The following is a 25791-nucleotide window of genomic DNA, read 5'->3' as shown; positions in this document are numbered from 1 at the left end:
TGGCGTTGTGTGCGGTACATATCGCCCGAATTCGTCACGGCCTGAACCAGAGACGGCAAGCAAGGTAAGCCCTGTAGCGAGGTTGTCGTCCTCTTTTCAATGAGAGGGTGCTCAGCTCCTCAGGGGATATTCGAATTCAGCAGGAGACGTTCATGTCCGCCAACGATAAGAGCCAGATGCATGCCGTGGCCCAGGCTGTCTGCGCTGCAGACCATCCCGTGCCTGATCGCCACGGTGCCAATTTCTACGCCACCGATCCTGAGCTGCAGTCGCTGCTCGCACTCTACCTGCCGGCTGATCTGCTGGCCCACCTGCAACCCTATCTGCAGCGCATGGGCCATCTGGCGGGCGGGCGTGTGGACGAGCTGGCCGGCATTGCCGACAAGAACCCCCCCGAGCTGGAATACCGCACCCGCGCCGGCGTCGATCGCCAGCGCATCATCAAGCACCCGGCCTACGAGGAACTGGAGCGCATTGCCTATGGCGAGTTCGGCCTGCAGGCCATCTCGCACCGCGACGACATGCTGGGCTGGCGGGGCAAGATGCCGCCGGCCGTCAAATACGCGCTCACCTACATGTTCGTGCAGTCGGAGTTCGGCCTGTGCTGCCCGCTGTCCATGACTGACTCGCTGACGCGCACGCTCAAGAAATTCGGCACGCCCGAGCTGGTGAGCAAGTACCTGCCGCAGCTGCTGTCGCTGGACTGGGACGAACAGGCCCAGGGCGCCATGTTCATGACCGAGCAGGCCGCAGGCTCCGACATCGCCAACACGCTGACCATGGCCCGCCCGCAGGCCGACGGCTCGTGGCTTCTCACGGGCGACAAGTGGTTCTGCTCCAACCCCGATGCCGAGTTCGCCATGGTGCTGGCGCGCGTTGAAGGCGGTGCGCTGGGCATGAAGGGCATCTCGCTGTTCCTGCTGCCGCGCACCCTGGACGACGGCAGCACCAACCACTACCGCATCGTTCGCCTGAAGGACAAGATGGGAACCAAGTCCATGGCCAGCGGAGAGATCCGCATGGACGGCGCCGTGGCCTACCTGGTGGGCGAGCAGGGCCGGGGCTTCGTGCAGATGGCCGACATGGTCAACAACTCGCGCCTGTCGAACGGTGTGCGTTCGGCCGGCATGATGCGCCGCGCCGTGGCGGAGGCCGAGTTCATCGCCCACGAGCGCATCGCCTTCGGCAAGCGCCTCGAAAACATGCCGCTGATGCAGCGCCAGCTCGACAAGCTGCGCGTGCCCGCCGAACAGGCACGCACCATGGTGTTCCAGACCGCGCAGACGCTGATGCGCTCCGACGCGGGCGAGGAGGGCGCCTATGCGCTGCTGCGCATCCTCACGCCGATGATCAAGTTCCGCGCCTGCCGCGATGCGCGCAAGGTCACTGGCGACGCCATGGAAGTGCGCGGCGGCTGCGGCTACATCGAGGAGTGGAGCGACCCGCGCCTGGTGCGCGACGCGCACCTGGGCTCGATCTGGGAAGGCACGAGCAACATCGTGGCGCTGGACGTGATCCGCGCCATCAAGCGCGAAGGCTCGCTGCCAGTGCTGCAGCAATACCTGCACGGCCTGCTCGACCAGGCGCGCCTGGCACCCGGCTACCGCAGTGCCCTGGAGGACGCGCTGGCCCGCGCCAGCGCCCTGGCGGAAAAGGCCGCGCAGGATGGCGGCGATGTGCTCGCCCGCCAGGCCGCTACCGGCCTCTACAACTGCACCACGGCCATCGCCATGGCGTGGGAGGCCGCGCAGACCGGCTCGGCAGAACGCCTGCGCCTGTCGCAACTGGTGCTGCTGCACCGCGTGCTGCCACGCGATCCGCTGGCGGCGGCCGAGATGCCGCCTGCTTGGCAAGAGTGAATCAATGAATAAAACGGCTCTGACGTAATACAGACAAGCGCCAGCAGCTATGTATTTTGAAAGCCAACACCGACTGGCGTACCTACCAAGGAGACAAATCATGAACATCAGCCGTCGCCTGCTGGCCGGATCTATCGCGGTCGCCAGCGCAGCCCTGTGCCTGGGCATCTCTTCGAATGCCCAGGCCGCGGAGAAATTCCCCGAGCGCCCCATCATGTTCATCGTGCCGTTCCCGCCCGGCGGCCCTACCGATGCCATGGCCCGCATTCTGGCTACAGAGCTGACCAAGGAGCTGGGCCAGAGCGTGATCGTGGAGAACAAGGCCGGCGCCGGCGGCAATATCGGTGCGGACTTCGTGGCCCGCGCCAAGCCGGACGGTTACACGCTGATGTTCGGCACGTCGGGCCCGCTAGCCATCAACAAGCCGCTGTACAAGTCCATCAGCTACGACCCGCGCACGAGCTTCACGCCCGTCATCTATGTGGGCTATCTGCCCAATGTGCTGGTGGTGCGGCCGGACCTGGGCGTCAGCAACGTCAAGGAGCTGATCGCACTGGAAAAGAGCAAGCCCGGCAAGCTCAACTTCGCGTCTTCGGGCAACGGCGCCTCGTCCCATCTGGCGGGTGTGCTGTTCAACGGCATGGCAGGCACCCAGCTGCAGCACGTGCCCTACAAGGGCACGGGGCCGGCGCTCAACGACCTGCTGGCTGGTCAGGTGGACATGACCTTCACCGACATCCTCACGGCCATGCCCTATATCAAGGCCGGCAAGGTCAAGGCCCTCGGCGTGGCCACGGCCAAACGCTCCAGTGCCATGCCCCAGATCCCCACGATCGCCGAGCAAGGTCTGGCTGGCTACGACGTGAGCGTGTTCTTCGGCGTGGTCGGACCCAAGAGCATGCCGGCAGAGCGGGTGGAGCTGCTCAATCAGGCCTATGCCAAGGCGCTGGATTCCGAGAATGTGAAGAAAGCCTTTGCGGCCCAGGGCCTGGAGCGCGGCGCGGATACCCAGCCCGCCTATCTGGCCGGCTTCGTGAAGAGCGAGCTCGACAAATGGAGCGAGGTGGTGCGAAAGGCTGGCGTGAAGCTTGACTGATGGCGCTGTCGCTTGGGCGCAAGCGCAGGCATGCCATCGAAGGTTGGACGTGTTAGAACTTTTCGAAACTCCTCGCCTTGGCCGTGAGGAGGACACTGTTTCGCACTGCCTGCCACTTCCTGCCACTGCCCGAGAGTCCATGCAAGGCATGAGCCGGGGTACTTCAACCATCCATAGCCATGACATCTTCAACGTCCCTTCTGCTCGCCCAACTGCAGTCCGTTGCTGCCGAGTTCGTGGAGGTTCGCCGCAGCATCCATGCTCATCCCGAACTTGCCTTTGAAGAGACGCGCACCAGCGACATGGTGGCCGCATCCCTGGCTCGCTGGGGCTATGCCGTGCACCGCGGCCTGGGTGTCACCGGCGTGGTCGGCGTGCTCAGAAAAGGATCGGGAAGCAAGTCGCTGGGCATACGCGCAGACATGGACGCCTTGCCCATCCATGAAAGAACAGGCCTGGACTACGCCAGTCGCCTGCCCGGGAAAATGCATGCCTGCGGCCATGATGGACATACCGCCATCCTGCTGTGCGCGGCAAAGTTCATCGCCGAGAAGCTTGATTTCGACGGCACGCTTAACCTGATCTTCCAGCCGGCCGAGGAAAACGAGGGCGGAGCCATGCGCATGGTGGACGAAGGCCTGTTCGAGCTGTTTCCCTGCGACGAGATCTACGCGCTGCACAACGCGCCGGGCCTGCCCGTGGGCCGGATGGCGATCAGCTCGGGGCCGGCCATGGCTTCGTTCGATCGCGTGACCGTCACGCTGCGCGGGCGCAGCGCCCATGGCGCCATGCCGCACCACGGCATAGACAGCATGCAGTGCGCGGCCAGCATCGTGCTGGGGCTGCAGTCCATCATCACGCGCGAGATCGATGCCCAGCAGGCGGCCGTGATCACGGTGGGCTCCATCCAGGCCGGCGAGGTCTTCAACATCGTGCCTGAAAGCGCCGTGCTCAAGATCGGCGTGCGCGCCCTGCACCCGGACGTGCGCAGCTGGGTGGAAAAGCGCATCAAGGCCTTTGTGCAGGCCCAGGCCGAGAGCTATCAGCTCAGCTGCGACATCGACTACGTGCACAAGTACCCGGTGCTCGTGAATTGCGCAGCCCAGACCGAATACGCGCGGCAGGTGGCCATACGCCTGCTGGGCGAGGACAAGGTGGGCGAGCGCACGCCGACCATGGGCAGCGAAGACTTTGCCTACATGCTGCAAAAGCGCCCCGGTGCCTATATCCGGCTGGGCAACGGTGTGGGCGAGGACGGAGGCTGCATGGTGCACAACCCGCTGTACGACTTCAATGACAAGGCCCTGCCTATAGGGGCAGCTTTCTGGACGCACTTGGTGCAAAGCTATCTGGCCTGAGCGGTCGCACTCTGAACGGGAGAGAAAAGATGAACACAGGGAACCGCCGCGGCTTTATGCGGTACACGCTGTGGCAGGCGGCTGCCTTGGCGGCAGCTTCGACCGGGGTCCGGGCTGCAGAAAGCTTTCCGGCCAAGCCTCTGGTCCTTATGGTGCCTTTTCCCGCAGGTGGGGCCAGCGATGTGGCTGCGCGCATCTTTGCCGAATCCATAGGTCGCAGCATCAGGCAGCAGGTGGTGGTGGAGAACCTGGGCGGCGGAACGGGCCTGATTGCCGCAGCCAAGGTGCTCAACGCGCCTGCAGACGGCTATATGTTCTTCCATGGTTCGGCCAACGAGATCTTCCTGGCGCCCATGCTCAATACGGCAGCGCGCTACAAGCCGGGCGACTTCACGCTGGCGGCTCCCACGACGGAGTCGCCCATCGTTCTCATGGTCAAGAGCGGGCTGCCTGTCGAAAGCTATGACGAGTTCATCGAATATGCACGCGCCAGCAAAAGCGGCCCGCTGACCTATGGCACGGTGGGTGTGGACTCCATGTACAACCTCATGGGCGATGCTCTCGCAGCCAGACTGAAGCTGCCGTTTCTGCATGTGCCCTACAAGGGCGGTGCACCGGCCCTGCAGGACCTGGCGGGAGGGCAGGTGGACTTCGCCATCCTGCCTTATCAGACAAGCTTCGAAGGCATGGTCAGGCAGGGGCGCCTGAAGATTCTGACCAGCTTTTCCAAGGCCTTGCCGAAGGAGCTGGCCCATGTGCCGCTGATATCGCATAGCCGTCTCAGCCCCGACTTTGAATACACGGTCAGCGCTGGCTACTTCGTGAAAAAGGGCACACCCGCCGACCGCGTGGCCGCGCTGCGCAGCGCCATAGGGCAGGCGCTGGTGAATCCGGAAATCCGCGCCAAGCTGGAGCGGGAGGGCAAGCACCTCCGCCAGCCCGTTGCCTCGCAGGTAGAGGCGGACCAGAGTTTCCATGCCATCCATCAGCGCTTGAGCGCGCTGGTGCGCGGCGTGAGCCGAAAGCCTCTGGCCTGAGACATGGGCTGCCGCGACTGGCGGTGCAAGCTCACGAGCAATCTTTGATCAACACGCAGGCCATGGGCCCGCATTCTGTCGGAAAGTGAAACATGCACAATCCAGCCTCGATTGGCGCCGGAGCCCTGCAGGGCGTCAAGGTGCTTGATCTGTCACGCATTCTCGGCGGGCCGTTCTGTGGCCAGATACTGGGCGACCATGGCGCCGATGTGCTCAAGGTGGAGCCGCCGCAGGGCGACGACACCCGCACCTGGGGGCCTCCGTTTCGCGATGGCGTGGCCTCCTACTACTTCGGCTTGAACCGCAACAAGCGCCTCCAGTTTCTCGATCTGTCCGCGCCCGAAGGCCAGCAGCGCGTGCGCGCATTGATGGCCGAGGCCGATGTGGTGGTGGAGAACTTCAAGGTCGGAACCATGGAGAAATGGGGCATAGGCTATGAGCAGATGCGAGAAGAGCTGCCGCATCTGATCTGGTGCCGCGTCACGGGCTTCGGCGCCGACGGCCCTCTGGGAAGCCTGCCCGGCTACGACGCCGCCATCCAGGCCATGGCCGGCATCATGAGCATCAATGGCGAAGCCGACGGTGACCCGCTGCGCGTGGGACTGCCGGTGGTGGACATGGTGACGGGTTTGAATGCCACCATAGGCGTGCTGCTGGCCCTGCACGAGCGGGGGCGCAGCGGACAGGGGCAACTGGTGGATGCCTCGCTCTACGACTCCGGGCTGTCGCTGCTCCATCCCCATGCGGCCAACTGGTTCATGGGACGCAAGGTGCCGCAGCGCTCGGGCAATGCACATCCCAATATCTATCCCTATGACGTTCTCAGCACGGGCGGTGCCCCCATCTTTCTGGCCGTGGGCAACGACAGGCAGTTCCGGTTGCTGTGCCAGCATGTCGGGCAGGAGGGGCTGGCGCAGGACGAGCGCTTTGCCACCGCAGGCCAGCGTTCTGTCCATCGTGCCGAGCTCAAGCCCTTGCTGGAGCAGGCGTTTGCGCCGCTCGATGGCGTGAAGCTTGCCGACGAGCTGATGGCCATCGGCGTGCCTGCCGCGCCGGTGCTCGATGTCGCTCAGGCGCTAGAGCATCCGCATACCGTGCACCGCGAGATGGTGGTGACGATGGGCCAATACCAGGGGCTGGGCGCTCCGGTCAAGCTCAGCCGCACGCCGGCCAGCTACCGCTTTGCGCCCTTGAGCGAAGGAGAGGAGTTTCTGCCGGACACCGGCGCCTGAGCTTGCTTCAGCGCGACTCCAGCCCGCCCAGCGCGGGCTTTCTTTTTTCTGCGCCCATGTGAGCCGGTTTGCACTGCCGGCGCCCTTTCCCACCCTTTTCACGGGCATTGTGTGCACAATGGAATGCAAAAGCGTTTCCCCTGTGTTCTGTCCATGGAGAGTCTCACGATGTCGCATGCTTTTGCCAAAACCCTGAAGTCCTTTGAACTGGCCGAGGGCAAGAAGGGCAAGTTTTATTCCTTGCCGGCCCTGACCAAGCAGTTCCCGGAGATCAAGCGCCTGCCGGTCTCGATTCGTATCGTGCTCGAATCGGTGCTGCGCAACTGTGATGGCAACAAGATCACCGAGGAGCATGTGGCGCAGCTGGCGCGCTGGCAACCCAAGGCCGAGCGGGTCGACGAGATTCCGTTTGTCGTCGCGCGCGTGGTGCTGCAGGACTTCACCGGCGTCCCCTTGCTGGCCGACCTGGCAGCCATGCGAAGCACCGCTGCCAAGCTGGGCAAGAAGCCCAAGTCCATCGAGCCGCTGGTGCCCGTGGACCTGGTGGTGGACCACTCCATCATGGTGGACTACTTCGGCACCAAGAAGGCGCTGGACCTGAACATGAAGCTGGAGTTCCAGCGCAACCAGGAGCGCTACCAGTTCATGAAATGGGGCATGCAGGCTTTCGACACCTTCGGTGTCGTGCCGCCGGGCTTCGGCATCGTGCACCAGGTCAATCTGGAATACCTGGCGCGCGGCGTGCACAAGGCCAGGAGTGGCAAGGGTGAAGCGGTGTATTACCCCGACACGCTGGTCGGCACCGACAGCCATACCACCATGATCAACGGCATAGGCGTGGTGGCCTGGGGCGTGGGTGGCATCGAGGCCGAGGCGGCCATGCTGGGCCAGCCCGTGTACTTCCTCACGCCCGATGTGGTGGGCTTCGAACTGACCGGCCAGTTGCGCGAAGGCGTGACTGCCACCGATCTGGTGCTCACCGTCACGGAGCTGCTGCGCAAGGAAAAAGTGGTCGGCAAGTTCGTCGAGTTCTTTGGCGAAGGCACGCGCAGCCTTTCGCTGCCGGATCGCGCCACCATCGGCAATATGGCCCCTGAGTATGGGGCGACCATGGGTTTCTTCCCTGTCGATGAAAAGACCATCGAGTACTTCAAGGGAACGGGACGCACCAAGAGTGAGATCCAGGCCTTCGAAGCCTACTTCAAGGCCCAGCAGCTGTTTGGCGTGCCCAAGGCCGGCGAAATCGATTACTCGCATGTGGTCAAGCTGGATCTGGGCAAGGTGGCACCGAGTCTGGCCGGGCCCAAGCGCCCGCAGGACCGCATCGAGATCGGCCATGTGGCCGGGCAGTTCGACGAGCTGTTCAGCGCTCCCGTGGCCCAGAATGGCTTCAATCTTCCTGCCGATCAACTGGCGCGTCGCCACGTGGTGAGTCCCGATGGTCCCGAGTCATTGCAGCCCGAGAGCAAACCCCTGTCGGCCGGTGCGGAGCGCAACAAGGCCGAGATGGTGAGCAACACGCCCGAGACCGGCAAGGTCGAGGCCAGTGCGATTGCTGTGGATGCCAGCCATGCGGTTGCAGCGCCGGAAAAGAGCTTCGATATCGGCAGCGGCGATGTGCTGATTGCAGCCATCACCAGCTGTACCAATACCTCCAATCCCAGCGTCATGCTGGCCGCAGGCCTGCTGGCCAAGAAGGCAGTGCAGGCAGGCCTCAAGGTCAAGCCGCATATCAAGACCTCGCTGGCCCCGGGCTCCCGCCTGGTCACCCGCTATCTGACCGAGGCGGGCTTGCTGCCCTATCTGGAAAAACTGGGCTTTGCGCTGGCAGGCTACGGCTGCACCACCTGCATCGGCAACGCGGGTGATCTCACCCCCGAGATCAATGCCGTCATCACGCAGAACAATCTGGTCTGCTCGGCCGTGCTCTCGGGCAACCGCAATTTCGAGGCCCGCATTCACCCCAATATCAAGGCCAACTTCCTGGCCAGTCCTCCGCTGGTGGTGGCTTACGCGATTGCCGGTACGGTGCGCAAGGACCTGATGACCGAGCCCGTGGGCAAGGGCAAGGGCGGCAAGGACGTGTATCTGGGCGACATCTGGCCCAGCAGCGAGGAGATTCAGGAGCTGCTCAAGTTCGCCATGAACGGCAAGGCCTTCCGCAGCAATTACGAGCAGGTGGCCAGCGAGCCAGGCAAGCTCTGGGAAAAGATTCGGGGTGTGACGGGCTCCACCTATACCTGGCCCGAGAGCACCTATATCGCCGAGCCGCCGTTCTTTACCGACTTTGCTCTGGATTTGAAAGCGCCATCCGCAGATGGAGAAAGCGCTGCAGGTCAGAAAGGCTCTAACTCCAGCGCGGTGCACGGCGCCCGCATCATGGCCTTGTTCGGTGACTCCATCACCACCGACCATATCTCGCCTGCAGGTTCCATCAAGGAGTCTTCACCGGCAGGCAAGTGGTTGCTCGAGCATGGCGTGCAAAAGGCCGACTTCAACAGCTACGGCTCGCGTCGGGGCAATCATGAGGTGATGATGCGCGGCACTTTTGCCAATGTGCGTATCAAGAACCTGATGATTCCCGCAGCCGCCGACGGCTCGCGCGAGGAGGGCGGTGTCACCTTGTTCCGCGACGACCATGGCAAGACCGAGAAGATGGCCATTTACGACGCGGCCATGAAGTACCAGGCCGCGGGTCGTGCCACGGTGGTGCTGGCCGGCGAGGAATACGGCACGGGCTCCAGCCGCGATTGGGCGGCCAAGGGCACGCAACTGCTGGGCATCAAGGCCGTGGTGGCGCGCAGCTTCGAGCGCATTCACCGCTCCAATCTGGTGGGCATGGGTGTGTTGCCGCTGCAGTTCAAGGGCAATGACAGCTGGCAAACCTTGGGTCTGACGGGCGAGGAGTTCATCGATGTGATCCCGGCTGCCGACCTGGCGCCGCAAAGCGATGCCCAGCTGGTGATCGCGAGGCCCGACGGCAGCAAGAAAACCGTGACCGTGAAGCTGCGCATTGATACTCCCATCGAGGTGGACTACTACCGCCATGGCGGCATCCTGCCCTATGTGCTGAGGCAACTGCTGGCCTGATTGCGCCCGCTTGCCACGTAAAAAAGGCCTGCTCTCCTCGGAGGCAGGCCTTTTGCGTGGGCTGGCGCCAGTCTGTCCTATTTCATCGAGTGCAGGCCAAACATATTGCCTTCGGTATCGATGGCCAGGGCAATAAAGCCATAAGGGCCTATGGAGACCTTGTCGCGGTGCAGGCTGCCGCCGTTGCGCGCGACGCGGGCGGCTTGCTCGGCGCAGTCTTCACAGACGAAATAGACCAGCGTACCGCCGCCGCCAGACGGACATTCCGGCATGCGGACCAGCGCCCCTGTGGCGCCAGCGTTGTTCGGCTGCCCGGGAAAGGCCCACATCTCCATATCGGGGTGCTCGCCGCCTTCCGGTATGGCCAGCGCTTGCAGCTGACAGCCCAGCACGGCTTCGTAGAAGCTCCTGGCGCGCGACATGTCCTGCACGTAGATCTCGAACCAGCCAACGGGATTCATAGCCATCTTCAGCTCCTTGTCTGCTCATCGGTGGAAGTGCAGATGCTGAGGCCGCAGAGGCTGTGATGCAAGCAGACCCGGCCCTGAACAGGGATATCCGAGCCTGGCTCCTTCAGGACTTTCTCTGGGCCGCAAGCTTTCTGGCCTTGCGGCGGTGCCACCAGAGCCAGATTCCGCTGATGCCCAGGCCGCCCAGCACCAGGCCGTTGAGGCCGGCCAGGATTTCCATCAGCACGCCACCCAGCTCGCCCGTGTGCAGCGGATAGGCCACGGCCACCGCCGCAGCGCCGGGGTCGAGTTCGTTCCAGCGCCTGACGTCCAGTACCGCCCCGTTGCGCGGGTCCAGCCATACCGAGCTGATGCCGTTGGGGTGCGGTTCGTCGGGGGCGCGAAAGCGGATGCGTACGGCCTGCTTGGCATTGGGCGGCAGCTGCACGAAGCTGGCCTGGGCATCGGGCATGGCCGCGCGGGCTGCGGCCAGCATGGCGTCCACATCGGCGGGCAGGGTGCCTTCCTCAGCCAGTGCGGGCAGCTTGGGCGGCTTGATTGCCTTGCTGCTGCTGAGCACATTGAGCCAGTCGCCCAGCGGCCGCCATGCCATATAGGCACCGGTGACGACCGACACCGCGATCAGCAGGCCCATGATCACGCCGCCGATGCGGTGCATGTCGAACAGGGCGCGCACCAGGCTTTTGTTGAGTTCTATGCGCCAGTTGCCCGGCCAGCGCTTGGGCCACCAGAGAATGACGCCCGTCAGCAGCAGCAGCACGTAGGCCAGCGTGGTCCAGGCCAGTATGGCCTTGCCATTGGCGTCGAGTAGCAGGGTGCTGTGCAGCTTGAACAGCGTGTTGACAAAGCCCTCGGTCTCGCCGCGCCGGCCCTGCTCCGCTCCGGTCACAGGGTCCAGGTAGATGGTGCCGCGCCAGTTGGCCGCCTGAACGCGCAGCCACAGGCTGTCCTGTGTCTCCTGAGGCAGCCGGAAGCGCAAAGTGGCTTTGCTGCCGAACTCCTCATGGGCTCTGGCCAGTATCGGCGTCAGTGCTGCGGCCTGCTGGGCCTGTGTCGTGCGGGCCTGGAACAGCTCGGGGTGCGCCATGCGGTCCAGCGGCTGGCCGATGATGAGCAGGGTGCCGGTGAGTCCGGCCAGAATCAGAATCCAGCCCAGGCTCAGGGCAAACCAGCGGTGCAGCCGCAGCCACAGAGAACGGAGCGAAGTCATTGCGCGTGATGTTGTGATGCCCCGCGTGACCGGTCCTGAGACGGACTCGCGGGGCCGCCGCTTAGAACGGCAGGGTGGCCTGAACGTACAGGGTGCGTGGCATGCCCACGTATTTGCCACCGCCGTTGTTGTCGGTGGAGCGGGTGAAGTAGCGGCGGTCAAACACGTTCTTCATGCCCACGGTCAGGCGCAGATTGTTCAGCTCCTTGCCCGCCTGGTAGCTGGTGCGCAGGCCCAGAATGGCAAAGCCCGGGATATCGCCCAGATTGCCGTTGGCATCTTCCTGCGTGATGTAGGAATTGGGCTTGGCACTGGTGCCGGGCGTGCCGGGCGAGCGTTGCTTGGACTGGGCGTTCAGATCGGCATTGAAGGTCCAGCGCTCCATCGCATAACGTGCCGACAGGCCGGCCGTGTGGCGCGAATAAAGCGGCAGGTCGCGGCCTGCGAAAGGACCGGCCTGGCTGGTGGCCTGGGTGAAGGTATAGCTCATGCCCAGCGACAGGCCCTTGAGTGCCGGGTAGTTCTTGCCGAAGTCATAGCGCAGCGCCGATTCCAGACCACGGTGGCGCGTGGCACCCAGATCGGTCCAGATGCCGTTGCCGGTGCCGTCGCCCGGGCGGTCCAGGAACAGCTCCTTGTTGAAGTCGATATTGAACAGCGTCAGCTCGCCGTTCCAGGTGTCGCTCTTGTAGTGCGTGCCCAGCTCATAGGTCTTGGCCGATTCGGGGTAGAGCTGGTTGTTGGACGACTGGGCCAGCTGTGCGTACTGTTGGGGTCCGAAGGACTTGCCGGCATTGGCGAACACCGACCAGTGGCTGTCGACGCGGTAGAGCACCGACAGCGTGGGCAGCAGTTCGTTGGCGGCCGCCGTCGGATAGATGGCCGCTGCGGTCGCGCCCTTGTAGTCCACCACATTGTTGAAGGAGCGGATGCGCTCGTAGCGCACGCCGGGCGTGATGGTCCAGTTGCCCACATCGATGCGGTTGTCGATATAGAAGGCATTGGCCGTGGTGCCGCCCTGGCTGGTCTGGGTGGTGTTCAGCGGCAGAGCCATGGCATCGACCTGGCCGGGCACATAGAAGCCCGAAGTGGCCAGCGCCGTTTCGGAGCTCTTTTCCTTCAGGTAGCGATAGCCCACGCTGACTTCCTGCACCACGGAGCCGGTCTCGAAAATGCGCGAGTAGCGCGGCTCCACGCCGTAGTAGCTGTAGTCGCGCGGTGCGGCCGTGAGGCTGCGCTTGCCGGCATTGGCGCCGGTGGCGTCGCGTTCGATATAGCTGCCGCGGAAGGAGTCCACGTAGTAGCTGAGCACTTCGAAGTTGTTGCGACCGTCCTTGTAGCTGTACTTGAGCGAGCCGTCGGTGCGGCGGCCCGTGAACTGGTCATAGTTGCGCGTGCTCTGGAACGGGTCGGCGGCGTACTGCGCCGTGGTCAGGCCGCCGGGCATCTGGCCCTTGCCCTCGAAGTGGTGCAGCGAAGCGGAGATGCTGCTGTTGTTGCTGAGCTTGTAGCTGCCCTTGACCAGCAGATCGTCGATGTCGGTCTTGTCGTTGCTGCTGCGCCAGCCCTTGCCGTGCGTGCCCGAATACAGCACGGCCAGGCCCAGGCCTGAATCGTTGGTGCCGCCCACAAAGAAGCTGGGCGAGGTCTTCACGTTGCCGCCGTGGCTGTAGATCTCGGTGCCGATGGAGGCTTCCGCCGCAAAGGTCTTGGGAATGGCACGCGTCGTGAAGTTGATGATGCCGCCCACGTTCTGCGGGCCGTAGCGCACGGAGCCTGCGCCGCGCACCACGTCGATGGAGTCAAGATTGCCCAGCGCCACGGGTGCCAGCGACAGCTGGGGCTGACCGTAGGGAGCATAGGAGACGGGCACGCCGTCCTGCAGCACATAGGAGCGTGGCGACAGGCGCGCGGTCAGACCGCGCACGCTCAGGTTCAGGGAGATATCGCTGCCGCCCGTGCCGTTGCTGTCCTGAACCTGCACACCGGGCACCAGGCGCAGCGCTTCGCGCAAGGTGGTGGCACCGCTTTCCTGAATGCGCTCGCGTTCGACGATGGTGCGGGCGCCTGGATGCTCCAGCACCTTCTCGGCACTGGACATATCGCCATCCAGCCAATTGCCGGTGACGGTGACCGAGTCCAGGGCGGCTTCGGCAGCTGCGGCGCTGGCCGTCTGTGCATGAACGGGGCTGGCGAGCACGCCAAGGGCTGCGGCAACGGCAGCGGCGGCACTGCTCAGGCGAAAAGCGGGGGAGTCGGAAAGATGGAGGTTAGCCATAGGTGTTGTAGAGGAGGGCACACAGCACCTGGCTGGCATGAACAGCGCGCTGCCCCCAGCCTTGCGCTGGCGGCATCTCTTGTCTTCAGTCGGGGCCGGAGGGGGCTATGTGGCGTTTATTGGCAGGCGCAGATATTAATGAGAATTGCTGTCATTTGGCTGTGTGTGGTTATGTTGAGACACAAAAAAACAGCTTCCCCGTCCGGCAATCTGGCCGTCCGGGGAAGCTACGTGCGGGAGCCGGGCGAGAGGGCCGCTTAACCCTGTTCGGCCAGCAGGTCCTGCAAGGTCTTGACCTGCAGGCGAAGGCGCTCGTTCTCGGCCTCCAGCTCGGTGACGCGGGCCTGCAGCTCCTCGGGGCTGGCGGCTGGCGCGGCCTCTGCCGATTCTTCGGCTTCGGGCTTGGCGGCCTTGGGCTTTTTCTTGGCATCGCGCACGCGCTTGGCGGCCTGCTTGAGCGCATCGGCGCCTTCGGCGGCCACGGCCTGCTGCTCTTCCTCGGGCAGAGTGGCGACCACGGCTGCGGCATTGAGCGAGAGCTCACCGGCCTTGACGGCGGCCACGACTTCGGGCGCGGCCTTTTCCTGGATGGTCTCGATCATCTTGACCTGACCGGCCGACAGGCGGGCGGCTCGGGCCAGGGCTTCACGTGTGTCCAGCGCTTCGTCGGGCACCTTGGCCACGCTGGCCAGCGCCTGGGCCACCACGGGGTCGGTCTCGCCTTCCCAGGGCGCTTCCTCGCTGGCCGGCTGGGCGGCCTTGGCGGCGTTTACGGCAGCGGCTGCCGCAGCGCGTCGCTCGGCAATGATCTCGCGCTTGCGCAGCGCCAGCACGCCGCGCTGGAAGTCGGAGACTGAGCGTCGGCCCAGATGCTGGTCGATCATCCACAGATGCACGTCGTCCATGTTCTTGAACTGCGTGGCCTGCACGGTGTTGTAGGGCAGGCCGTGCTTCTGGCAGATACCGTAGCGGTTGTGGCCGTCGATGAGCAGATCGCCCCAGACCACCAGGGAGTCGCGGCAGCCTTCGGCGAGGATGCTGCGCTCCAGCGATTCGTGCTCGTCCGGGGTCAGAGGGTCGATATAGGCCTTCAGGCCTTCGTCAATCTTCAGTTCCATGTGTGTTCTTCAAATTGAGGAGCTGCTTGCGCTTGTTATCGTTGATTTTCAGCATGAATTCAATTTGAATTCAAGAGGATACGAGCGAAAGCAGCTATAGAGAAAAGAGCAACGCCCCAGCGTATGGGGCGTTGGAAAAGCAAAGCCGGTCGAGCTTACAGCAGACGCGAAATCAGCGCACCTTCCACAGGGCCGTCCAGCGGAATGCGCACGCGCACGGGGTTGCCCTGTGCGACTTCCACGGGCTGGCCTTCGAGGTTGAACATCTTCTCCAGCTTGACCTGGCGGTTGCCCTGGGGATGGATCACTTCGATGGTGTCGCCCACGGCGAAACGGTTCATGGTTTCAATCTCGGCCATGCCGTCGGCCCAGCCGCGCACCGCGCCCACGAAGTGGCTGCGCTGCAGCACGCTGTGACCGGTTTCGTAATTCTGGTAGTCGTTGGCAGGGCGGCGCTCCAGCAGGCCGCCGGTATAGCCGCGGTTGGCCAGACCTTCGAGCTCGGTGATCAGATGCGGGTTGAACGGGCGTCCGGCCACGGCGTCGTCGATGGCGCGGCGGTAGGTCTGGGCCGTGCGGGCCACGTAGTACAGGCTCTTGGTGCGGCCTTCGATCTTGAGCGAGTCCACGCCGATCCTGGTCAGGCGCTCCACATGCTCCACGGCGCGCAGGTCCTTGGAGTTCATGATGTAGGTGCCATGCTCATCTTCCATGATGGGCATCATCTCGCCGGGGCGGCCTTTTTCCTCGAGCAGATAGATGGCATCGGCCTTGGGATGGCGCTGCTGGTCGCCGCAGGTGCTGGTGAACTGGTTGTCCAGATCGTTCTTGGCTTCTTCGAAGTTGAAGCCGTTTTCCATGGTCTGGCCCAGCGCCTCGCCGGTGTTGGGGTCCACGGCCGCGTCATGCGTCTTGTAGTCCCAGCGGCAGGCATTGGTGCAGGTACCCTGGTTGGGGTCGCGGCGGTTGAAGTAGCCCGATAGCAGGCAGCGGCCCGAGTAGGCGATGCACAGCGCGCCGTGCACAAACACTTCCAGCTCCATGTCGGGGCATTCCTGGCGGATCTTCTCGATCTCGTCCAGGCTCAGCTCGCGCGACAGGATGATGCGCGAGACGCCCATCTTCTGCCAGAACTTCACGGTGGCGTGGTTGGTGGTGTTGGCCTGCACGGACAGGTGAATTTCCTGCTCGGGCCACTTTTCCTTGACCATCATGATGAGGCCGGGGTCGGCCATGATCATGGCGTCGGGCTTCATGGCGATGATGGGCTCGATGTCTCGGATATAGGTGCGCACCTTGTCGTTGTGCGCGATCAGATTGCTGGTCAGAAAGAACTTCTTGCCGCGTGCATGGGCCTCGGCAATGCCCTGGCCGATCTGCTCCAGGCGGAATTCGTTGTTGCGCGCGCGCAAGCTGTAGCGCGGCTGGCCGGCGTAGACGGCGTCGGCACCAAAGTCGTAGGCGGCGCGCATCTTGTCGAGCGAGCCGGCAGGCAGCAGCAGTTCGGGGGCTTTGAGGGTCATGATGGCGCTATTGTCCCGCATAGCGCTTTTCACCGTGGCTTGCTAAGGCTACGCGGTCTGTAGCAGCTGCGCGTGCAGCTGCCGCGCAGGCAATGACAGGGAGGCCGTCGCGGCGGGCGTGCACAGCAGCAGCTGGCGCTGCGCCCAGACGTCGGACAGCGGCACGGCCACCACGCCGGTGGCGGCGCCGTGGCGCTGCACGGCGGCCAGCGGCAGCACGGCAATGCCGACGCCCTGGCCCACGAGCTGGCACAGTCCCTCGAAATGCTGCAGCTGGACCTGGATGCGCAGCAGCCTGTCGTTGATCCGCAAGGCCTGTTTCTGCAGCAGCTGTTGCAAGGCGGAGTCGCGTGGCAGGCCGACCCAGTTCTCGTGCAGCAGCTCGGCCAGTTTCAGTTGCGGGCGTCCGGCCAGCGCATGGCCCCGCGGCAATGCGGCAGCCAGCGGGTCCGGCCTCCAGGGCTGGCAGTGCAGGCCTGCCAGGGCGCTGCTGTCTTCGGCATCCCAGGCCGCCACGCCGATATCGCACAGGCCCTGGCGCAGTCCGGCCAGCACTTCGCTGCTGGGACATTCCTGCAGTTCCAGCGCAATCTGCGGATGCTGGCGCAGAAAGCCGCTGACGGCCAGCGGCAGATGCTCGCGCACGGCCGAGGTATTGCCGCGCAGCCGGATCTGCCCAGCCAGGCCGGCGCCGAATTCGCCCATGGCTCCGCGCAGGAGCTGCATCTGGCTGAGCACCTGGCGCGCATGCTGGCCCAGGGTATGGCCCGCAGCCGTGGGCTGCACGCCGCGTGCCTTGCGAATGAGCAGTGCCGTGCCCAGAAGCGCCTCCATGCCGCGCACGCGCTCGCTGGCCGATGCCAGCGTGAGATGGCTGCGCTGTGCCGCTGCCGTCAGCGTGCCGCTGTCGAGGATGTGCACAAACAGCTGGAGGTCGGTCAGGTCAAAGCGCATGGGGGTTCAAGTCTAAGGTTTATACGAAGTCTGGTTTTGGCAAATCCCGCTGGTCAGGCGCCTTCTGTCGCTGGATTATCGGCGTCATGCAAGGTGTTGATGATTCCTGCTTGGCTTTTATGGTTCGGATGATACGAAGGATTGAAGATGTGGAACGAAGGCTGGATGGCTGCGGCAGCCATTGCCGTGTTTGGACTGGCGGGTTGTGTCAAAGGCGTGGTGGGACTGGGGCTGCCCACGGTTTCCATGGCCTTGCTGGCGGTGTTCATGCCGCCCGCGCAGGCGGCTGCCCTGCTGCTTTTGCCGTCGCTGGTGACGAATCTGGTGCAGATGCGGCCCGTGGCCGGCTTGCGGCCCTTGCTGCAGAGACTGGGCTGGATGCAGCTGGGCATTGTGCTGGGCACGCTGGGAGGTGTGGCCCTCTGGGGTGGAGTCGGCAGTCTGCCCGCAGCCAGGCCGGCGCTGGGCCTGGCGCTGGTGATGTACGCGCTGTGGGGGCTGTCGGGCCTGCGCTGGCAGACGCCGGCGCCGCACCAGGCCTGGCTGGGGGCAGTATGCGGCCTGCTGACGGGAGCCATCACGGCGGTGACCGGTGTCTTTGTCGTGCCAGCCGTGGCCTTTTTGCAGTCGCTGGGCCTGTCCCGTCCCGCACTCATGCAGGCCATGGGCCTGTGCTTTACCACCTCCACGCTGGCTCTGGGGGCCGGTTTGCTCTGGCAGGGCCAAGGCCTGGGCACGCAGGCGAAGGAGATGGGACTGGGACTGCTGGCTTCGGCCCTGATGCTGATTCCGGCTCTGGCCGGCATGCGCTGGGGCGAGCTGCTGCGTGAAAAGCTCTCGCCCGAGCTTTTCCGGAAGCTGCTGATGCTCAGTCTGCTGGCCCTGGGGGGCTACCTGTGTTTCTGAGTGGCCGGGCCTTAGCAGCAAGGGATGCAGGCCCAGCCACAGGCTGCCGAGCAGCACCCCGGAGGGCCGCTGCGACATTGTCGCCACCCCTGTGTTCGGGGGAGGGCGGCAATGTCGTTCCGGGACGGCTACAGGCGGAAGACCTTGACGGCCTGACCGCGCTCGACTTCCCAGTGCTGCTGACTGCGCAGGCGCTGGGCCTGCCCCTCGCTGCGTGCATTGTGTTGCGCCAGCTTGATGGCCAGCAGCTCGCGTGCCAGCCGCTTGTTGGCATGCTGGCTGCGTTCGCTCATGACCTTGACGGCAATCCCGCTGGGAACATGCAGGGCATGGACGGCCGAGTCCGTGGTGTTGACATGCTGGCCGCCCTTGCCAGAAGCCTTGCAGGCCTGGAACTGGATCTCGCCGTCCATGGCCAGCTGGCGCGGCGGCTCGCAGCGCTGCACGGCGACGAACCAGTTCTTGCGCGGATGCCGGGGTCGGAAGGGGCTGGCGAAGACCCACTGGATGGTGCCCAGCCATTCGCGCAGCGCTGGCGTCTCGCGCTCGCAGCGCAGCAGCACCGACCTGTAGCCGGCCGGAGTGCGGAACTCGTCCAGCACCTCGACCGCCAGATCCTCGGCCGCGCAGGCCTGCAGCAGCTTGCGCAGCGTCAGCTGCAGCGCGTATTCGCACTCGGCGGGGCCGTGGGCGGAGCTCAGTTGCATCAGCAGCATTGCAGGGCTCCCTTCTTGTAGGTCAGCAGGGGCTTGAGACGCGCGACCAGCTCCACCAGGCCGGCTTGCTGCAGGCTGGCGACCACGGAGTCCACATCCTTGTAGGCCTGGGGGGCCTCCTCGTAGACCAGCTCGCGGTCGGCGCAGACCACGGCGCTGCCGAAGCGCGTGCGCAGCAGCTCGTCCAGCGTGAAGCGGGGCCGCAGCCGGCCCACGCAGTCTGTGCGCGCCCATTTGCGGCCGGCGCCATGGGCCAGCGAATCGAGGGCCTCGTGTCGCCCGGCGACGGGCCGGACCAGGTAGCTGTAGTCGCCGCGCGAGCCTGGAATGACGACCAGCCCCCGGTCTGCCGGCGTGGCGCCCTTGCGGTGCAGAAAGCCGTCCTGGCCCTGCCAGTGGTGGGGCAGCACATGGTTGTGTGTGATGTCGAGCACGGCCTCGCCCTGGGTGCGGATCGCGCGCAGCAGGCGCTGGGCGATGCTGCGGCGGTTGAGCTGCGCATAGTCAATGGCGGCATCGTGCTGCAGCAGGTACTGCCTTGCGGCTTCGGTGCCGGCGGCCAGGCCGTCGTGGCTGAAGCGCTGCACATGCTCGCGCAGTATGGAGCCGCCAAGACCGCGCGAGCCGCTGTGCACCATGAGGTGCACGCGCTTTTTGTCGAGTGCGCCTTCCTCGTAGAGGGTCTCGACCTGCTGCAGTTCGGCAAAGTGGTTGCCGCCGCCTATGGTGCCCAGGCTCTGCAGCAGATAGGCCAGGTCGGCGACACCGCTGGTCTGCGCGATCTGCTGCAGCTGCTCCATGTCCACTGCGTCCAGCAGTTCCTGGGGCAGAGGGCCGTCGATATTGCCTACGGCTTTTTCGAGCCTGGCGCCCGAAGTCTTGTGCACGGCCAGCTCGGTTGCGTACAGGGACATGCCGCAGCCTATGTCGCCGCCGACCAGGGCCGGGTAGAAGCGTCCTGTCGAGAAAAAGGCCGCGCCAACGGGATAGCCCCGGCCCGGATGCAGGTCGGGAAGACCCACGGCGGCGCGGATGCCGTCCAGATTGGCGGCGGTGGTGTGAAGTTGCTGGATGGCAGCGTCCTCGATCCAGACGCTGCGGTTGGCGAACACCTTGATATAGGTGTCCGAAAAAGAATTGCCCATGAATGGCCCTTGGTCGAATGCATGAAATCAGCGATGGGCAGTCGCGACATGCTCGGCCGAGAGGCATCCGGGAATTCACGCGCAGCGCAAAGCCTGACTCCATGTCGTTTCATGGGTCGGCCAGGGTCTGCAGCGTGGCGGGAAGCGCTAGAAGGCTTTAGGCGTGCACGACTGCAAAGGGATTTGTCGTCTGGGACATGGCTCTCTCCTTTGCGTGAGTGGGACAGGCGCGCAATCCTTCGTGGATTGCGGCAAAGGAAAGCATGCTATGGACTGGCAGGCGGCGGCGCAAGCCGTGCAGATCGATGCGTTGTGGATTGGCCACAGATGGAAAAAAGCCCCGCAGGCCATGCCTGCGGGGCTTGAGGGGCAGCGCGGGGGGCAGTCCTGCGTCAGTCCTGAGGTCTGAAGCCGATAACCAGATCCGAGGGCACCTTGCCGTCGATATCGCGCGGCAGCTTGTCGGTCTTGTGCAGGGCGCGGACCACGGCCTCGTCCCAGGCCGCGTTGCCGCTGGACTTGGAGATCGTGGCGCTGGTGATGGTGCCGTCCGGTGCCGTGCGCACGCGAACCTCGGCGCGCGGATTGCCGCTGATGGCGTCGGGATAGACGATGTTGGGCTTGACGCGCGCGGCCACCTTGGCACCGTAGCCGGCAGAGGGGCCGCCGCTGGCACTGCTGCCCGCGCCGCCCGTGCGGCTGCCGCCGCTGCCGGCCTGATCGCTGCCGCCGGATCCGCCGGCCAGCCCTTGCAGGCGTGCCAGCTCGGCCTTGCGACGGTCATCGGCTGCCTTGGCATCCTTGGCGTCCCGGGCCGCCTTCTCCTTGGCTTCCTTGGCGGCTTTTTCCTTTTCAGCCTTGTCCTTCTCGGCTTTTTCCCTGGCAGCCTTGTCCTTGGCGGCTTTGTCGGCTTTTTCTTTCTCAGCCTTTTCCGCTTTTTCCTTCTCGGCCTTGTCCTTGGCAGCCTTGTCGGCCTTTTCCTTTCTCTCGTGCTCGAGCTTTTCCTTGCGTTCCTTTTCCGCTTTTTCAGCCTTCTCGGCCTTTTGCTTTTCCAGCTGCGCTTTTTCGGCCTTTTCCTTATCGGCCTTGTCTTTTTCGGCTTTTTCCTTGCGTTCTTTTTCCCGTTGTTCGCGGGCTTCCTGCTCGGCCTTTTCCTTTTTCAGCTGCTCCTGCTTTTTCTTTTTGGCCAGGGCAATCTCGGCCTCATGATCGTCGTCATGGGCCTGAGCCTTGGGGGCTGGCGCAGGAGGAGGCAGCGGTGCCACCACGGGCTCCGGCGGAGGTGGCGGCGGCTCGGGAGCCGGGGCTGGCTCCGGAGTGGGATCCGGGGCGGGAGGCGGCGGTGTCACGGCGGCTGCGGAAGCCGGGGCGGAACTGCTCCAGACCTCGGCTTCGACCATGGCTTCGTCGGCTTCTTTGGGGGGGCGCACCGTCCACAGCAGGGCCGCGATCAGCAACCCGTGCGCGGCCAGGGCGAGCGACCATGAGCGCGCCCGGCCTTTGGGGCGGGGCGGGGCAAACTGATCGCGATCTTGCTGGTTAGGCATGGTGAATTGGTGGTCTGCGCGGGCTGCGGCTTCAAGGCATCAAAGTCGCGGCTGGCTGCAGAGCTTCCTGTAGGGGATCAATTGCTGGAAGAAGAAACAACGCCGAAGGCAATGCGCTTGACGCCGGCCTTGGACAGCGTGGTGTGCGCCTTCATGACGTCGTCAAAAGGCAGACCTTTGTCCGCGATGATCTGGATGGCGCTGTCCTCGCCCTGGCCTTGCTGCCAGGACTGGGCCAGACCCTTGAGGTCGTCGAGCTTGATGGTCTGGGTGTTGCTGCCGTTCTTGAACTGGATGCTGCCGTCCTTGTCGAGCAGCACATAGGCAATGTTCTTGGTCGGCGGGCGCGAGGACTTGCCTGCGCTGGGTACGTTGATGGAGCCGGGCGTGAGCATGGGGGCCGTCACCATGAAGATGATGAGCAGCACCAGCATCACGTCGATGAAGGGCACCATGTTGATTTCGTTGACGGTGCGGCGATTGCGACCGCGTGAACTCATGGCTGGCATGGATCACACTCCTTACAAATAGGCTGCTTGGCGCGCAGCCGTCCTGCTTGCGCGGGGCTCAATCCAGAGGCGCAGTGCAAAGGCCCGCGGGCCTTGTGTCCTGTCAAGGCCAGAGGCCTGAAGCGACTCGGGAACAGTTTCATCTCAATGGCCGGAGGCAGAGCTGCTGGCGGTGGAGCCGACATTGCGCTGCAAGATATTGGAGAACTCTTCGATGAAGGTTTCTTCCTGGCTGGCGATGCGGTCGATGTGGTGGGCGTAGCGGTTATAGGCCGTCACGGCGGGGATGGCCGCAAACAGACCCATGGCGGTGGCGACCAGGGCTTCGGCAATGCCGGGGGCCACGGTGGCCAGCGTGATCTGTTCCATGTTGGCAAAGCCGGTGAAGGCGTGCATCACGCCCCATACGGTGCCGAACAGGCCGACGTAGGGCGAGACCGAGGCTACGGTGCCCAGGAAGGACAGGCCGGATTCGATCTCGTCGAGTTCGCGCTGAAAGCTTGCGCGCATGGCTCGGCGCGTGCCGTCCATCAGCGTGGCGACATCGCCGATGCGGCGCTCGCGCAGCTTCTGGTACTCACGCATGCCGCTGGCAAAGATGCGCTCCATGGGGCCGCCGGTCTTGGCGTTCTGCGCGGCAGAGGCGTAGAGGTCGTTGAGGCTGGTGCCCGACCAGAAGTCCTGCTCGAAGTTATCGTTGAGCGAGCGCACTCGCTTCAAGGTCTGGGCCTTGCGAAAAATGGTGGCCCAGCTCGCTATGGATGCGATCACCAGGATCAGCATGACCAGTTGTACCACCCAGCTGGCCTGCATGATGAGGCTGAGGATGGACATGTCTTGGGAGTTCATGAAAGTTGCTCCAGGATATGGTTCGGAATTCTCGCGGGGCGCATGGTCTTGCCATCCACCCACCCAATTCGGATGGAGCCCGTGCACAGCGGCGTGGGCTCTTGGGCGTGACTGTCGGAATGCACCAGCAGCGCCTGCTGCTCGATTGTGAGCGAAGCACGGCCGGCACTTTTCAAGCTAGCGGTAACAAAGAGTTGGTCATCGAGTCGCGCCGGGTGCAGATATTCAAGCTGCGCAGACGTTACGACAAAGATGCCGCCGGTTTGTTCCCGCAGCTTTTGCTGGGCGATGCCCAGCGAGCGCAACCACTCGGTGCGGGCACGCTCGAAGAACTTGAGGTAGTTGGCATAGAACACGACGCCGCCGGCATCGGTGTCTTCCCAGTAAACGCGCATCGGGAATGTGAACACCCCGGCTGCGGCGGTTTGCATGGCATCGGCCCCGTCAGGCAAAGGCGCTGGTTGGCTCTGCATCATCACGGATTCAGCAGAAGAGCTTTTTCATGCGAGCAATCGCTTCCTGCAACTGCTCCATGGAGCTGGCGGTGGAAAAGCGCACATAGTTCGCCGTCTCGGCCTGACCGAAGTCGCGACCGGGAGTGATGGCCAGGTGAGCCTGGTTCATCAGCGCATAGGCAAAGTCCCAGCTGCCCTTCACGCCGAGCTTTTCGGCGGCAGCGCGGCAGTCGGCCCAGGCGTAGAAGGCGCCGTCGGGCTTGACGGGCACGGGCAGGCCTATCGATTCGAGAGCCGGGATGAAGTAGTCGCGGCGGGCCTTGAACTCGGCGCGGCGGCGCTCGTACTCGGCGATGCTTTCGGGCTCGAAGCAGGCCAGGGCCGCATATTGCGACACGGTGCTGGCACAGATGAACAGATGCTGGGCCAGCATCTCGATGGGCGCGACCAGGGACTCGGGCACCACCATCCAGCCCAGGCGCCAGCCCGTCATATTGAAGTATTTGCTGAAGCTGTTGATGGAGATGATGTCGTCGCCCAGCTTGAGTGCCGATTGGCCGAAGGCTTCGTCATGCGACAGGCCCAGATAGATCTCATCGACGATGGTCAACCCGCCTTTGGCGCGCACGACGTCGTGGATGCGGCGCAGTTCATCGGGAGCAATCGAGGTGCCCGTGGGGTTGGACGGCGAGGCCAGCATGACGCCGCGCGTGCGCTCGCCCCAGGCCGCTTCGACCTTGGCGGCGCTGAGCTGAAAGCGCTCCGCCGCCGAGGAGGGTATCAGCACCGGCTTGCCCTCGGCCGCCGAGACAAAGTGGCGGTTGCAGGGGTAGCTGGGGTCGGGCATCAGCACCTCGTCGCCCTCGTCGATCAGTGCCAGGCAGGCCAGCTGCAGCGCGGCCGAGGCGCCGGCCGTGATGATGATGCGGCGCGCCGGCACGTCCACGCCGAAGCGGCTGGCGTACCAGGCGCTGATGCGCTCGCGCAGCTCGGGCAGGCCCGGTGCCTGGGTGTATTGCGTGCGGCCGGAGCGGATGGCGCGCTCGGCCGCTTCCTGAACCAGAGGCGGGGCGCTGAAGTCCGGCTCGCCGATGTTCAGGTAGATCATGGGCGTGCCGCTGGCGCTGGACTGGCGGGCCACTTCCTGCGCGTGCTTGGCCATTTCCATGACGTAAAAAGGCTCGATGCGTTGGGCGCGGCGGGAAAGCTCGATGACGGACATGGACGACGTTATTCTTTCAATCAATCAGCGTTCGGGCGCAATCGGGCAACTGCGGGGCGAGCGATGCAGCCGCTTGGCACCCATAAAAAAACTGCAACCAGCCAGCGGGTGCACGATAGCACCAGCGGCCCGGTTGCAGTATTTGCTTTGACTATGCATGCAGCGGCAGCAGGGCCGCGCAGGCGCGGCGCTGCAGGTCAAGCGCTTCAGCTGGCAGACTTGTTGGCGCGGTCATGCGCCACTTCGGTGGCACGCAGCTCGGGAGCCAGTCCGTTGAGCACGGCGTTGACGTACTTATGACCGTCGGTGCCGCCGAATTCCTTGGCCAGCTCGATGCACTCGTTGAGCACCACGCGCCAGGGCACGTCGGGGCAGTTCTGGAATTCGTACACGCCAATCCACATGCAGGCATGTTCGATGGGCGAGATCTCGGTCAGACCGCGATCGAGCTTGGGCGTGATCAGCGAATCCAGGGAGACTTCGTTTTCCACGCAGCCGCGCAGCAGCGCGTCGTAGTGCACCACGTCGGCCTTGTGAAAACCGGCCAGATCGCGCGTGAAGCGGTCGATGTCGAGCACCGCATTGCGGCCCACGATGTGCTGATACAGGCCTTGCAGTGCGAACTCGCGTGCGCGGCTGCGATTGGATTTGGAGCCCGCCTTGCGTGCGCCGGTGCTGGTCAGGCCGGTGCGCTTCTGGGGAGGGCGGCGCGAGCCGGACTCGCTGGATTGTTCTTCACTCATGATCGTCGTAGGAGTTGAGCAGGTTGGCCATTTCCACGGCGACGCGGGCTGCGTCGCGGCCCTTCTCGACCTGGCGGGCAATGGCCTGCTCCATGTTTTCAGTGGTGATGATCGCGTTGGCGATCGGCAGGCGGTAGTCCAGGGACAGGCGTGTCACGCCTGCGCCCGATTCGTTGGCTACCAGCTCGAAGTGGTATGTCTCCCCACGGATGATGCAGCCCAGCGCCACCAGGGCGTCGTACTGATCGGTGTCGGCCAGTGTCTGTAGCGCCACGGGCACTTCGAGTGCGCCGGGGACGGTGACATGGTCGATGTTCTCGCTCTTCACACCCAATGCCAGCAGCTCGTCGCGGCAGGAGGCAAACAGGGTGTTGGTAATGCTTTCGTTGAAGCGTGCTTGCACGATGCCGATCTTCAGTTCGGCGCCGTTGAGGTTCTGGCCTTGGCCTTTTTCTGCGTTTTGCATCTGGTGTT

22 protein-coding genes are annotated in these 25791 nt (G+C 64.3%); 7 read left to right on the top strand and 15 right to left on the bottom strand.

What is annotated here, in order from left to right; all coding sequences use genetic code 11:
• Window positions 1-152 precede the first annotated feature (152 nt).
• The 6 genes from CTR2_RS19545 (at window position 153) to CTR2_RS19520 (ending at window position 9672) form a co-directional block, all read left to right on the top strand.
• Window positions 153-1859 carry an acyl-CoA dehydrogenase family protein gene (locus CTR2_RS19545; protein WP_087081730.1) on the top strand — a complete coding sequence of 569 codons (1707 nt, stop codon included), beginning with the start codon at window positions 153-155 and terminating at the stop codon, window positions 1857-1859.
• Between the two features lie 100 nt (window positions 1860-1959).
• The gene (locus CTR2_RS19540) at window positions 1960-2955 is read left to right on the top strand and encodes a Bug family tripartite tricarboxylate transporter substrate binding protein (RefSeq protein ID WP_087081732.1); all 996 of its coding nucleotides are present in this window, start codon (window positions 1960-1962) and stop codon (window positions 2953-2955) included.
• A gap of 179 nt (window positions 2956-3134) precedes the next feature.
• Window positions 3135-4313, top strand: coding sequence for a M20 aminoacylase family protein (locus CTR2_RS19535; protein ID WP_087081734.1), 1179 nt, complete (start codon window positions 3135-3137; stop codon window positions 4311-4313).
• 29 nt (window positions 4314-4342) lie between these two features.
• Window positions 4343-5350, top strand: coding sequence for a tripartite tricarboxylate transporter substrate binding protein (locus tag CTR2_RS19530; RefSeq protein ID WP_087081736.1), 1008 nt, complete (start codon window positions 4343-4345; stop codon window positions 5348-5350).
• A 92-nt stretch (window positions 5351-5442) separates the two neighbouring features.
• Window positions 5443-6582 (top strand): CaiB/BaiF CoA transferase family protein, encoded by a 1140-nt coding sequence (locus tag CTR2_RS19525; protein WP_087081738.1) that lies wholly within the window; start codon window positions 5443-5445, stop codon window positions 6580-6582.
• A gap of 168 nt (window positions 6583-6750) precedes the next feature.
• On the top strand, window positions 6751-9672 hold the full coding sequence (locus CTR2_RS19520) for an aconitate hydratase (protein WP_087081740.1): 2922 nt from the start codon (window positions 6751-6753) through the stop codon (window positions 9670-9672).
• A 77-nt stretch (window positions 9673-9749) separates the two neighbouring features.
• Here CTR2_RS19520 and CTR2_RS19515 read toward each other — a convergent pair whose 3' ends face one another.
• The 6 genes from CTR2_RS19515 to CTR2_RS19490 form a co-directional block, all read right to left on the bottom strand.
• Window positions 9750-10139, bottom strand: a complete 390-nt coding sequence (locus CTR2_RS19515) for a VOC family protein (RefSeq protein ID WP_087081742.1) — start codon at window positions 10137-10139, stop codon at window positions 9750-9752.
• Between the two features lie 106 nt (window positions 10140-10245).
• A complete protein-coding gene (locus CTR2_RS19510) occupies window positions 10246-11352 on the bottom strand; it encodes a PepSY-associated TM helix domain-containing protein (RefSeq protein ID WP_087081744.1) in 1107 nt (368 codons plus the stop codon).
• A gap of 61 nt (window positions 11353-11413) precedes the next feature.
• Window positions 11414-13630 carry a TonB-dependent receptor family protein gene (locus tag CTR2_RS19505; protein WP_087081746.1) on the bottom strand — a complete coding sequence of 739 codons (2217 nt, stop codon included), beginning with the start codon at window positions 13628-13630 and terminating at the stop codon, window positions 11414-11416.
• 257 nt (window positions 13631-13887) lie between these two features.
• Entirely contained in the window at window positions 13888-14748 is an 861-nt protein-coding gene (locus CTR2_RS19500; protein WP_087081748.1) for a ParB N-terminal domain-containing protein, read from the bottom strand.
• Window positions 14749-14903: 155 nt separating this feature from the next.
• Window positions 14904-16292 carry a prephenate-dependent tRNA uridine(34) hydroxylase TrhP gene (gene trhP / locus CTR2_RS19495; protein ID WP_087081750.1) on the bottom strand — a complete coding sequence of 463 codons (1389 nt, stop codon included), beginning with the start codon at window positions 16290-16292 and terminating at the stop codon, window positions 14904-14906.
• A 27-nt stretch (window positions 16293-16319) separates the two neighbouring features.
• Window positions 16320-17225, bottom strand: coding sequence for a LysR substrate-binding domain-containing protein (locus CTR2_RS19490; protein WP_087081752.1), 906 nt, complete (start codon window positions 17223-17225; stop codon window positions 16320-16322).
• Window positions 17226-17372: 147 nt separating this feature from the next.
• Here CTR2_RS19490 and CTR2_RS19485 point away from each other — a divergent pair, with 147 nt between their 5' ends.
• On the top strand, window positions 17373-18131 hold the full coding sequence (locus tag CTR2_RS19485) for a sulfite exporter TauE/SafE family protein (RefSeq protein ID WP_087081755.1): 759 nt from the start codon (window positions 17373-17375) through the stop codon (window positions 18129-18131).
• A 128-nt stretch (window positions 18132-18259) separates the two neighbouring features.
• Here the strand turns inward: CTR2_RS19485 and prfH are convergent, their stop codons facing one another.
• From prfH to ribH, 9 genes are all read right to left on the bottom strand, one after another.
• Complete coding sequence (prfH, locus tag CTR2_RS19480; protein ID WP_087081757.1) at window positions 18260-18847, bottom strand: peptide chain release factor H; 588 nt, start codon at window positions 18845-18847, stop codon at window positions 18260-18262.
• Entirely contained in the window at window positions 18838-19992 is a 1155-nt protein-coding gene (locus CTR2_RS19475) for an RNA ligase RtcB family protein (RefSeq protein WP_087081760.1), read from the bottom strand. Before CTR2_RS19475 ends, prfH begins: the two co-directional genes overlap by 10 nt.
• A 392-nt stretch (window positions 19993-20384) precedes the next feature.
• Window positions 20385-21539 (bottom strand): cell envelope integrity protein TolA, encoded by a 1155-nt coding sequence (gene tolA, locus CTR2_RS19470; protein WP_087081762.1) that lies wholly within the window; start codon window positions 21537-21539, stop codon window positions 20385-20387.
• Between the two features lie 77 nt (window positions 21540-21616).
• Complete coding sequence (locus CTR2_RS19465) at window positions 21617-22048, bottom strand: biopolymer transporter ExbD (RefSeq protein ID WP_012839211.1); 432 nt, start codon at window positions 22046-22048, stop codon at window positions 21617-21619.
• A 144-nt stretch (window positions 22049-22192) separates the two neighbouring features.
• Entirely contained in the window at window positions 22193-22897 is a 705-nt protein-coding gene (gene tolQ / locus CTR2_RS19460) for a protein TolQ (RefSeq protein WP_087081764.1), read from the bottom strand.
• Window positions 22894-23328: a tol-pal system-associated acyl-CoA thioesterase gene (gene ybgC / locus CTR2_RS19455; RefSeq protein WP_087084505.1), complete on the bottom strand. Its 435-nt coding sequence runs from the start codon at window positions 23326-23328 to the stop codon at window positions 22894-22896. The genes tolQ and ybgC overlap by 4 nt, the downstream gene beginning before the upstream one ends.
• Window positions 23329-23380: 52 nt before the next feature.
• Window positions 23381-24574, bottom strand: coding sequence for a pyridoxal phosphate-dependent aminotransferase (locus tag CTR2_RS19450; protein WP_176391613.1), 1194 nt, complete (start codon window positions 24572-24574; stop codon window positions 23381-23383).
• A gap of 206 nt (window positions 24575-24780) precedes the next feature.
• Window positions 24781-25317, bottom strand: a complete 537-nt coding sequence (gene nusB, locus CTR2_RS19445; protein ID WP_087081766.1) for a transcription antitermination factor NusB — start codon at window positions 25315-25317, stop codon at window positions 24781-24783.
• On the bottom strand, window positions 25310-25783 hold the full coding sequence (ribH, locus tag CTR2_RS19440) for a 6,7-dimethyl-8-ribityllumazine synthase (RefSeq protein WP_034376468.1): 474 nt from the start codon (window positions 25781-25783) through the stop codon (window positions 25310-25312). The genes nusB and ribH overlap by 8 nt, the downstream gene beginning before the upstream one ends.
• Window positions 25784-25791 lie beyond the last annotated feature (8 nt).

This window comes from Comamonas thiooxydans (assembly GCF_002157685.2).
GTDB classification, from domain to species: domain Bacteria; phylum Pseudomonadota; class Gammaproteobacteria; order Burkholderiales; family Burkholderiaceae_C; genus Comamonas; species Comamonas testosteroni_H.
Note: the sequence above shows the minus strand (reverse complement) of the source record. Positions and strands in the feature narration are given on the sequence as shown.

Coding starts and splice junctions, on each gene's coding strand:
- CTR2_RS19545 (WP_087081730.1), top strand. CDS start 153: ATGTCCGCCAACGATAAGAGCCAGATGCATGCCGTGGCCCAGGCTGTC.
- CTR2_RS19540 (WP_087081732.1), top strand. CDS start 1,960: ATGAACATCAGCCGTCGCCTGCTGGCCGGATCTATCGCGGTCGCCAGC.
- CTR2_RS19535 (WP_087081734.1), top strand. CDS start 3,135: ATGACATCTTCAACGTCCCTTCTGCTCGCCCAACTGCAGTCCGTTGCT.
- CTR2_RS19530 (WP_087081736.1), top strand. CDS start 4,343: ATGAACACAGGGAACCGCCGCGGCTTTATGCGGTACACGCTGTGGCAG.
- CTR2_RS19525 (WP_087081738.1), top strand. CDS start 5,443: ATGCACAATCCAGCCTCGATTGGCGCCGGAGCCCTGCAGGGCGTCAAG.
- CTR2_RS19520 (WP_087081740.1), top strand. CDS start 6,751: ATGTCGCATGCTTTTGCCAAAACCCTGAAGTCCTTTGAACTGGCCGAG.
- CTR2_RS19515 (WP_087081742.1), bottom strand. CDS start 10,139: ATGGCTATGAATCCCGTTGGCTGGTTCGAGATCTACGTGCAGGACATG.
- CTR2_RS19510 (WP_087081744.1), bottom strand. CDS start 11,352: ATGACTTCGCTCCGTTCTCTGTGGCTGCGGCTGCACCGCTGGTTTGCC.
- CTR2_RS19505 (WP_087081746.1), bottom strand. CDS start 13,630: ATGGCTAACCTCCATCTTTCCGACTCCCCCGCTTTTCGCCTGAGCAGT.
- CTR2_RS19500 (WP_087081748.1), bottom strand. CDS start 14,748: ATGGAACTGAAGATTGACGAAGGCCTGAAGGCCTATATCGACCCTCTG.
- trhP (WP_087081750.1), bottom strand. CDS start 16,292: ATGCGGGACAATAGCGCCATCATGACCCTCAAAGCCCCCGAACTGCTG.
- CTR2_RS19490 (WP_087081752.1), bottom strand. CDS start 17,225: ATGCGCTTTGACCTGACCGACCTCCAGCTGTTTGTGCACATCCTCGAC.
- CTR2_RS19485 (WP_087081755.1), top strand. CDS start 17,373: ATGTGGAACGAAGGCTGGATGGCTGCGGCAGCCATTGCCGTGTTTGGA.
- prfH (WP_087081757.1), bottom strand. CDS start 18,847: ATGCTGCTGATGCAACTGAGCTCCGCCCACGGCCCCGCCGAGTGCGAA.
- CTR2_RS19475 (WP_087081760.1), bottom strand. CDS start 19,992: ATGGGCAATTCTTTTTCGGACACCTATATCAAGGTGTTCGCCAACCGC.
- tolA (WP_087081762.1), bottom strand. CDS start 21,539: ATGCCTAACCAGCAAGATCGCGATCAGTTTGCCCCGCCCCGCCCCAAA.
- CTR2_RS19465 (WP_012839211.1), bottom strand. CDS start 22,048: ATGCCAGCCATGAGTTCACGCGGTCGCAATCGCCGCACCGTCAACGAA.
- tolQ (WP_087081764.1), bottom strand. CDS start 22,897: ATGAACTCCCAAGACATGTCCATCCTCAGCCTCATCATGCAGGCCAGC.
- ybgC (WP_087084505.1), bottom strand. CDS start 23,328: ATGCAAACCGCCGCAGCCGGGGTGTTCACATTCCCGATGCGCGTTTAC.
- CTR2_RS19450 (WP_176391613.1), bottom strand. CDS start 24,574: ATGTCCGTCATCGAGCTTTCCCGCCGCGCCCAACGCATCGAGCCTTTT.
- nusB (WP_087081766.1), bottom strand. CDS start 25,317: ATGAGTGAAGAACAATCCAGCGAGTCCGGCTCGCGCCGCCCTCCCCAG.
- ribH (WP_034376468.1), bottom strand. CDS start 25,783: ATGCAAAACGCAGAAAAAGGCCAAGGCCAGAACCTCAACGGCGCCGAA.